This window comes from Achromobacter sp. (assembly GCF_032113835.1).
Classification (GTDB): domain Bacteria; phylum Pseudomonadota; class Gammaproteobacteria; order Burkholderiales; family Burkholderiaceae_B; genus Achromobacter.
The window spans coordinates 21,701-30,852 of record NZ_DAMCTG010000067.1 but is presented as its reverse complement, the minus strand read 5'-3'; the positions used below and the strand labels follow the sequence as shown (position 1 = coordinate 30,852).

The following is a 9,152-nucleotide window of genomic DNA, read 5'->3' as shown; positions in this document are numbered from 1 at the left end:
AGCTGCGCGCCATGATGCCCTGGATCGCCGCCAACAAGCTGGTGGACAAGTCCAAGAACTGATCCCTTAGTCTGGCGGGGCGCGGCCCCGCCGGTCAGGATCGAAGCGGCATGCCTCTCAAGGGCATGCCGCTTTTTTCTTATTTTTGGCCTTTTCGCGGCTATTTGGGCCCTTTGACGCCAATTGGGCCCGGGCACGATCCTTGCTGTAGCCCGCAAGCAGGGCCAGATCGGTTAACCTTTCAAAGTCCGTCGTAAGTTATTGAGACCATGCCCAATTTTTCCATGCGCGATTCCGAGAACCGCCACCGGAGCATTTACCTGCTCCCCAACGCGTTCACCACCGCCGCTTTGTTTGCCGGGTTCTACGCCGTTGTGCAGGCCATGAACGACCGCTTCGAAGTTGCCGCCATCGCCATTTTTGTCGCCATGGTGCTGGACGGCATGGACGGCCGGGTGGCCCGGCTGACCAATACCCAGTCCGCATTCGGCGAGCAATACGACTCGCTGTCCGACATGACGTCGTTCGGCGTGGCGCCGGCGCTGGTCATGTATGAATGGATTCTCAACGACCTGGGCCGCTGGGGCTGGCTGGCCGCCTTCGTCTATGTGTCGGGCGCGGCGCTGCGGCTGGCACGGTTCAACACCAACATCGCCGTCGTGGACAAACGTTTCTTCCAGGGATTGCCCAGCCCGGCCGCGGCCGCGCTGGTGGCGGGTTTCGTCTGGCTGGCCGTGGACAACAAGCTGCCCATCCATGACAGCCTGATGGCCTGGGTGGCGTTCACGCTGACCATGTACGCCGGCATCACCATGGTGTCGAACGCGCCGTTCTTCAGCGGCAAGAGCTTCGCCCTGGGCCGCAGCGTCCCGTTTTGGGGAATCCTGCTCGTCGTCGCGGTGTTCGTGTTCGTGTCCAGCGATCCTCCCGTCGTGCTGTTCGGCCTGTTTGTGCTGTACGGCCTGTCGGGCTGGGTCACCTGGCTGTGGCGCTGGAACAAGGTGCGCCGCCTGCAGCAGGAGCGCCGGGGTCATTCTTCCTGACGTCCGGACGCCACCAAGAAAAAACCCGCCATCGCAAGATTGGCGGGTTTTTTGTTCTGGCGGCGCTACCACCAATTGAACTTGTCATCGTCGTACATGGGATCCGGCCCGGGATGGAAGTGGGTCACCTTGCTGCCGTCGCGGCTCATGTACACGTACATCAGCGAATTCCAGACGCTGTTTTCCTTATAGCGATAGGACCAGACGACTTCGCGTTTTTCGCCCAGGCCAGCCTGATCGATGCGAGCCGGCGGCCCGAATTCGCAGCGCACCCGATCCGGCCCCCAATCTCCCGTCTCGAGCACCTTGAAGTGCGCGTCGGTCAGAAGCGGCATCACCCGGTCGACCCGGCCATCGGGGCCGACGTTGGCGCCCCAGGCGTACTGGCCCATGGGCTGCTGCGTCCAGATCACCCGGCGGCCGCCATTGGCCTGGGGGCATTCGAAATTGGGCGCCCCGAACTGTGCCTGCACCTGCGAGAGCGGAGTGCCGGGCGGCACCTCGGTCATGTTGGCGCAGGCGGCCAGTCCGGCCAGTGCGATCGAGACCAGGGTCACGCGGGCCGTTCTGTAATAGCTGATCATGTTCATGCTCCTTCGGGTGCACACTGCAGCTTGGCCGGCCCTCGGGCCGGGTCCGGTCTTCTTGCTGGGGTAATTCTAGCGAATCAGCTATAATCGCCGAGCTTTATCAAGTGTATTGATTCTGCAAGATACTTTGCGCCAGCCGCCGGCGGCTTGTCGCAGTACCCGCAACGTGGCGCCACGCCTTGTTTGCCGGTCCTGCCCGATCCCGCCAATGGCAGCAGTGAGAAAGCGAATTCAAGCCTGGCTCGCGCAAATTTTTTCCAAACCACGTCAGGGCGCCTCGGCCCTGTCGCATGTCCGAAGAGGTCATCAATGTCTGTAGCTGACATCAAGAAATCCGATATCGTTGCGCAATTCCAACGCGCGCAGGGCGATACCGGCTCCCCCGAAGTTCAGGTGGCTCTGCTCACCGCCCGTATCAACGAGCTGACCGGTCACTTCAAAGAACACATGAAGGATCATCACTCGCGCCGCGGTCTGCTGCGTATGGTCAGCCGTCGCCGCAAGCTGCTCGACTATCTCAAGGGCCGCAATCCCGATTCGTACCGCGCACTGATCGAAAAACTCGGTCTGCGCAAGTGATCGACGGGGCTGGCTCCCCATGACGCAACCGTGGTCGGTGCGACGCATGTCGCAGCGGCCACGGTTTTTCATTTGTAAGGAATAATCGTCATGTTCAACAAAGTGACTAAATCGTTCCAGTACGGCCAGCACACGGTCGTCCTGGAAACTGGCGAAATCGCTCGCCAGGCCTCCGGCGCCGTTGTGGTGTCGATCGAGGACACCGTCGTCCTGGCCACTGTCGTGGCTTCCAAGAAGGCCAAGCCGGGTCAGACGTTCTTCCCGCTGACCGTCGACTACATCGAAAAGACCTATGCCGCCGGCCGTATTCCGGGTGGCTTCTTCAAGCGCGAAGGCAAGCCGTCCGAAAAGGAAACGCTGACGTCGCGCCTGATCGACCGTCCGCTGCGTCCGCTGTTCCCCGAAGACTTCTACAACGAAGTCCAGGTGGTCCTGCACACGCTGTCGGTCAATCCTGAAATCGATCCCGACATCGCCGCCATGATCGGCGCCTCCGCCGCGCTGGCCATCTCGGGCATCCCGTTCAACGGCCCGATCGGCGCCGCGCGCGTGGGTTACATCGATGGTCAATACACCATCAACCCGACCGCATCGGACCTGAAGTCGTCCAAGCTGAACCTGGTTGTCGCCGGTACGGAAAACGCCGTGCTGATGGTCGAATCGGAAGCCGATCAGCTGTCCGAAGAAGTCATGTTGGGCGGCGTGGTCTATGGCCACCAGCAGATGCAGACCGTCATCAACGCCATTCACGAACTCGTGAAGGACGCCGGCAAGCCCGATTGGGACTGGCAGGCTCCCGCCAAGGACGAGGCCCTGATCGCCGCGGTCACCGCCGCCGCTCAGGAAGGCCTGACCGCCGCCTACCAGATCCGTGAAAAGCAGGCCCGCACCACCAAGCTGCGTGAAGTGTCGGCTGACGTGTCGGCCAAGCTGGCTGCCGCTGCCGCCGAAAAGGGCGAGCCGCTGCCGGACGCCGTCACCGTTGACAACATCATGTTCTCGCTGGAATCGGCCATCGTCCGCGGCCAGATCCTGAACGGCGAACCGCGCATCGACGGCCGCGACACCCGCACCGTCCGTCCGATCAGCGTGCGCCTGGGCGTGCTGCCCCGCGCGCACGGCAGCGCCCTGTTCACCCGTGGTGAAACCCAGGCGCTGGTCGTGGCCACGCTGGGCACCAAGCAAGACGAACAGATCATCGATGCGCTCATGGGCGAGTACCGTGACCGCTTCATGATGCACTACAACATGCCTCCGTTCGCCACCGGCGAAACCGGCCGCATTGGCGTGCCGAAGCGCCGCGAAATCGGCCACGGCCGTCTGGCCAAGCGTTCGCTCGTGCCGCTGCTGCCGGCGCCCGAAGACTTCCAGTACACGATTCGCCTCGTGTCGGAAATCACCGAATCCAACGGCTCCTCGTCGATGGCCTCGGTCTGCGGCGGCTCGCTCGCCATGATGGACGCCGGCGTGCCGGTCAAGGATCACGTGGCCGGCGTGGCCATGGGCCTGATCCTGGACGGCGGCAAGTTCGCCGTGCTGACCGACATCCTGGGCGACGAAGATCACCTGGGCGACATGGACTTCAAGGTTGCGGGCACCGAAAACGGCGTCACCGCACTGCAGATGGACATCAAGATCCAGGGCATCACCAAGGAAATCATGCAGGTTGCGCTGGACCAGGCCCGCGAAGGCCGTCTGCACATCCTCGGCAAGATGAAGGACGCCCTGGACGGTTCGCGCGGCGAGCTGTCGGCTTTCGCGCCGCGCATGCTGACCATCAAGATCAACCCCGAAAAGATCCGTGACGTGATCGGCAAGGGCGGCGCCACCATCCGCGCGCTGACCGAAGAAACCGGCACGCAGATCGACATCTCCGACGACGGCACGATCGTGATCGCCAGCGTCGACGAAGCGCAGGCCAAGGAAGCCCAGCGCCGCATCGTCGAACTGACCGCCGACGTCGAAGTGGGCCAGATCTACGAAGGCTCGGTCCTGCGTCTGCTGGACTTCGGCGCCATCGTGCAAGTGCTGCCGGGCCGTGACGGTCTGCTGCACATCTCCGAAATCGCCAACTACCGCATCGCGAACATCAACGATGTGCTGAAGGTCGGCCAGCAAGTCCGCGTCAAGGTCATCGAGGCCGACGACAAGGGCCGTCTGCGTCTGTCCATCAAGGCGATCGGCGGCATCGAGCAGCAGCAAGCCGCTGCCGCTCCCGAAGCTGCTCCCCAATCGGAACCGCAAGCTGAATAAGCCTGCAGTCTCCTGATTGAAAGACGGCGCCTCATCCGAGGCGCCGTTTTTTTTGCCTGGCGCCGCCGCAAGTGTGCGGGACGGTTCGCTGTTCCCCAGTTCGCCCGCGTTCCTGTAAAGTCTTGCGCGAGAGACGCGCCGCCGGTTGACAGCGGCGCGCTTCACGCTTGATCGAAGGGGGCATACGGATGAGCAAGGCATGACGGCGTGGCCGATAACCGCAGTCACCGCAGCGCTGCTGGCTGCGCTGTTGACGGGCTGCATGTCGCCCCCCGGGGCGGGCCAGCGCGGCCCCAAGGGCGAAGACATGTCGGCGGACCAGTTCGCGCAGACGGATTTCAACCGAACGGTCACGCTCGAGGTACGCGACAACCTGACCAGCCTGTATTCGCTGCTGGACAAGCTGTACCGCCGCAATCCGCGGGAATGGCGCAAGACCGATGCGCCGGACCTGGCCACGGCGGTGAACCGCGTCAAGCATTCCATCGAAGTCCGCGTGCCGCCGCGTGATCTGAGCGGGCTGCGCGACATCCAGATCCTGGCAGTCGCCCTGGACCCCAACTATCCGGGCGACCGGGTCGGCGCCTTCATCTACGGGCTAGCGGACACCATCATCGCCGCGCATAACGGCAAGACGCGCCTGTACGCGACAGACGCCCTGGACGGTCAGCGGGTCTACAATGCCGCACGGAACGTCGAGGCCGCGGCCTGGCTGCTGGCCACGCGCCGCAACAACCAGGGCGAGTTGCTGCTGCTGGCCAACGAAATTTCCCCGACCGCCACGAATCTCAGCTTCGAGCGCGAGTTCGGCGCCATCATCGGCCGGCTGGACCTGATCGCCAACCTGCTCGGCGAGAACTCCCGGCGGATCGGCATCAACTACGCCCAGGGCCTATTGCTGTTCAACTTCCTGCCTGTGCGTTAACCGGATTTCCATCGTGATCGATATCGCATCCATCCAGGCCGCCCGCGAAAAACTGCGCGGGCAGGTCCTGAAGACCCCGTTTACCCTGTCCCGCACGCTGTCCGACATTTTCGGCGCCGAGATCTGGCTGAAATTCGAGAACCTGCAGTTCACCGCATCCTTCAAGGAGCGCGGGGCGCTGAACCGCATGCTCACGCTGTCGGACGAGGAGCGCGCCAAGGGGGTGATCGCAGTATCGGCGGGCAACCACGCGCAGGGTGTGGCCTACCACGCGCAGCGCATGGGCGTGCCGGCGGTGATCGTCATGCCGCGCTTCACGCCGACGGTGAAGGTCGCCAACACGCGGCGCTTCGGCGCCGAGGTCGTCCTGGCCGGTGACACGTTTGATGACGCCAAGGCGCGTGGCTACGAACTGGCCAGCGAGCGCGGCCTCATCATGATTCACCCGTACGATGACGAAGCCGTCATGGCCGGGCAGGGGACCGTCGCGCTGGAAATGCTGGAAGACCAGCCCAAGCTCGATACCCTGGTCATCGCCATCGGCGGCGGCGGGCTGATCTCCGGCATCTCCACCGCCGCCAAGGCCGTGAATCCCGCCATCGAGATCGTGGGCGTGCAGACCGAGCGCTTCCCCGCCATGTACGCGGCCGTCAAGGGCGTCACCATGCCGCCGGGGCAATACACCATCGCCGAGGGCATCGCCGTCAAATCGCCTGGCGACCTGACGCTGCCTGTCGTGCGCAAACTGGTCGATCGGGTCGAGTTGGTCAGCGAGGCGGACATCGAGCACGCCATCGTCGTGCTGCTGGAAATCGAAAAGACAGTGGTCGAAGGCGCGGGCGCTGCGGGCCTGGCCGCTTTGCTGCGCGCGCAGGAAGAGGGCAGCGACCGCTACAAGGGAAAGCGCATCGGACTGGTGCTGACGGGCGGCAACATCGACCCGCTGATGCTGGGCGAACTGATCGAGCGCGGCATGGTGCGCGCCGGGCGGCTGGCGCGCATCCGCGTCGACCTGCGCGATCTGCCCGGGGCGCTTGCCCATGCCACCAAGCTGATCGCCGATGCGCAGGCCAACATCACGGAAGTGCATCACCAACGCGCCTTCACGTCGCTGCCCGTGCGCAATGTCGAGGTGGATTTCGTGCTGCAGACGCGCGGTCCCGAGCACATTCAGGAAGTGATCGACATCTTGAACGCAGCCGGCTTTGCGGCCAGCAATCACGACCACTGACCTGCCGGGCGGCATAGGGACGCCGCCCATTCTTTCAATTTGCTGTCAGAAAACTGTCGCTCCGGCCGAACTTTCGGCCGGAGCGTTTTTGCATGGGCGGCGTGCTCATGGAACCCGGATTAGCGTGCCGGATGCGGGAGCCGCAGATATCGGCCGATGACCGGTTGGAGGCCGCGAACGTGGCGAAATATGCATCTAAATATTTCCGCATCGGTCCCGGTTCTTTTCGCGGGGAACTTTTTCCCTGACGGCTAACGCACCTGAAAAATCGGCTATTTAGGCCAATTTCGTGAATCTATGACACTTCTTGCGTGTGCCGGGATGTCGGATTGCGTCCATTCCACGGTCTAGGGATATCCCCCACAAAGTCATGGTTGATACCCATAGGAGATATGTCGTTTCACGATGTACCATCCCGCGTTCATGTCGTTGCTGACCTTCGGGGAGGCTGCGTTGAACGAGAAATGCTAGCGCCTGAAGTCATGTTTTTGGGGCCGCAGCAGATTAGGGAGAAAGCAGATTGATAAAAAACAGACAGGATTTCTGGTCTGGCGTCATGTTCATCGTGGTGGGGGGAGGCTTTGCGTTGCAGGCGACCCAATATTCCATGGGTAGCGCGGCGCGCATGGGCCCCGGCTACTTTCCGTTCTGGCTCGGCATCGTGCTGGCGTTGATGGGCGCGACGGTGCTGATGAGCGCCTTGTCCCCCCGCGCCGAGACCACGACGATCGGCCGCTATGACTTCCGCATCCTCTTTCTCGTCGTCGGGTCCGTGTTCCTGTACGGCTTTTCCCTGCGTTATCTCGGCCTGTATCTCTCGGTGTTTCTGCTCGTCCTGATCAGCAGCGTCGCCAGCCACGAATTCAACTGGAAGGTCGCCGTCGCCAACGGCCTGTTCCTCGTGGCGTTCTCCTACCTCGCGTTCATTCGCGGGTTGGGCCTGATCTTTCCGCTGTGGCCCAGCGTGCTGACAAACTGAAGGACCGGACATGGAATTGCTTCAAAACCTGATGCTGGGTTTTTCGGTGGCGTTTACCCCCGAAAACCTGACTTACGCATTTATCGGCTGCCTGCTGGGCACGCTGGTCGGGGTGCTGCCGGGACTGGGTCCCGTGCCCACCATCGCCATGCTGCTGCCCATCACCTACGTGCTGCCGCCCACCGCGGGCCTCATCATGCTGGCCGGCATCTACTACGGCACGCAGTACGGCGGGTCGACGACAGCCATCCTGGTGAACCTGCCGGGCGAGACCTCGGCGGTGGTGACGGTGCTGGACGGGCACCAGATGGCGAGGAACGGACGGGCGGGCGCCGCGCTGTCGCTGGCGGCCATCGGCTCGTTCTTCGCGGGCAGCATCGCCACCGTGCTGATCGCCGCCTTTGCGCCGCCCCTGGCCGAAGTGGCATTCGCGTTCGGACCTGCCGAATACTTCTCGCTGATGGCGCTGGGCCTGATCGGCGCCGTGGTGCTGGCATCGGGCTCGCTGCCCAAGGCCATCTGCATGATTCTGCTCGGGCTGCTGCTGGGCATGGTGGGCACCGACGTGAACTCGGGCGTTGCGCGCTATGACTTCAGCATCCCCGAACTGCAGGACGGCATCGACTTCGCCATCGTGGCCATGGGCGTTTTCGGCCTGTCGGAGATCATGGCCAACCTGGAACTCAAGGAGAACCGGGTCGAGATCACGGACAAGGTCGGTTCGCTGTATCCCAGCCGCCAGGAATTCCGCGAGGCCGCACCCGCCATCGTGCGCGGCACGGCGCTGGGTTCGGCGCTGGGCATCCTGCCGGGCGGCGGTTCCGTGCTGTCGGCCTTTGCCTCCTACACGCTGGAAAAGAAGCTCTCGAAAGAGCCGGAGCGTTTCGGCAAGGGCCATCCCGCCGGCCTGGCCGGTCCGGAATCCGCCAACAACGCGGGCGCGCAGACCTCCTTCATCCCGCTGCTGACCCTGGGCATCCCGGGCAACGCGGTAATGGCGCTGATGGTGGGCGCGATGACCATCCACAACATCCAGCCGGGACCGCAGGTCATGTCCAGCCATCCGGAGCTGTTCTGGGGCCTGATCGCCTCGATGTGGATCGGCAACCTGATGCTGGTGGTGCTGAACCTGCCGCTGATCGGCATCTGGGTGAAGCTGCTGCGCGTGCCGTACCGGATGCTGTTCCCCGCGATCCTGGTCTTCTGCACGATCGGGGTGTATTCGTTGAACTACAACGCCTTCGACATCTTCATGTTCGCCATCTTCGGCATCATCGGCTACGTGTGGAGCAAGCTGGGTTGCGAAGGCGCGCCGCTGCTGCTCGGCCTGGTGCTGGGACCCATGATGGAAGAGAACTTCCGCCGGGCGCTCCTCTTGTCGCGCGGCGAGTTCTCCACCTTCGTCACGCGCCCGCTGTCGGCCACGCTGCTGGCGCTTGCCGCGATCCTGCTCGTGCTGGTTGCGTTGCCCGCGCTGCGCAAAAAGCGTGAAGAGGCTTTCGTCGAGGTCGATTGACGGTTAGGTAACGGTTGGCTCCGGGTCTGGTTCGGC

At 63.3% G+C, this 9,152-nt stretch carries 8 protein-coding genes; 7 read left to right on the top strand and 1 reads right to left on the bottom strand.

Going from position 1 to position 9,152, the window contains the following annotated elements:
- Nucleotides 1-269 precede the first annotated feature (269 nt).
- Complete coding sequence (pssA, locus tag RT697_RS20200; RefSeq protein ID WP_105237630.1) at nucleotides 270-1,043, top strand: CDP-diacylglycerol--serine O-phosphatidyltransferase; 774 nt, start codon at nucleotides 270-272, stop codon at nucleotides 1,041-1,043.
- A gap of 65 nt (nucleotides 1,044-1,108) precedes the next feature.
- Here pssA and RT697_RS20195 read toward each other — a convergent pair whose 3' ends face one another.
- Complete coding sequence (locus tag RT697_RS20195) at nucleotides 1,109-1,627, bottom strand: hypothetical protein (RefSeq protein ID WP_313701319.1); 519 nt, start codon at nucleotides 1,625-1,627, stop codon at nucleotides 1,109-1,111.
- 315 nt (nucleotides 1,628-1,942) lie between these two features.
- Here RT697_RS20195 and rpsO point away from each other — a divergent pair, with 315 nt between their 5' ends.
- The 6 genes from rpsO to RT697_RS20165 all read left to right on the top strand — a co-directional run bounded on the left by rpsO (nucleotide 1,943) and on the right by RT697_RS20165 (nucleotide 9,116).
- Nucleotides 1,943-2,212 carry a 30S ribosomal protein S15 gene (gene rpsO / locus RT697_RS20190; RefSeq protein WP_006223612.1) on the top strand — a complete coding sequence of 90 codons (270 nt, stop codon included), beginning with the start codon at nucleotides 1,943-1,945 and terminating at the stop codon, nucleotides 2,210-2,212.
- A 90-nt stretch (nucleotides 2,213-2,302) separates the two neighbouring features.
- Nucleotides 2,303-4,465 (top strand): polyribonucleotide nucleotidyltransferase, encoded by a 2,163-nt coding sequence (gene pnp, locus RT697_RS20185; RefSeq protein ID WP_313701317.1) that lies wholly within the window; start codon nucleotides 2,303-2,305, stop codon nucleotides 4,463-4,465.
- Nucleotides 4,466-4,664: 199 nt separating this feature from the next.
- Nucleotides 4,665-5,390 carry a hypothetical protein gene (locus RT697_RS20180; RefSeq protein WP_313701315.1) on the top strand — a complete coding sequence of 242 codons (726 nt, stop codon included), beginning with the start codon at nucleotides 4,665-4,667 and terminating at the stop codon, nucleotides 5,388-5,390.
- Nucleotides 5,391-5,403: 13 nt separating this feature from the next.
- Nucleotides 5,404-6,621 carry a threonine ammonia-lyase gene (locus RT697_RS20175; protein WP_313701314.1) on the top strand — a complete coding sequence of 406 codons (1,218 nt, stop codon included), beginning with the start codon at nucleotides 5,404-5,406 and terminating at the stop codon, nucleotides 6,619-6,621.
- A 556-nt stretch (nucleotides 6,622-7,177) separates the two neighbouring features.
- Entirely contained in the window at nucleotides 7,178-7,600 is a 423-nt protein-coding gene (locus RT697_RS20170; protein WP_313701313.1) for a tripartite tricarboxylate transporter TctB family protein, read from the top strand.
- A gap of 10 nt (nucleotides 7,601-7,610) precedes the next feature.
- Entirely contained in the window at nucleotides 7,611-9,116 is a 1,506-nt protein-coding gene (locus RT697_RS20165; RefSeq protein WP_313701311.1) for a tripartite tricarboxylate transporter permease, read from the top strand.
- Nucleotides 9,117-9,152: the final 36 nt, after the last annotated feature.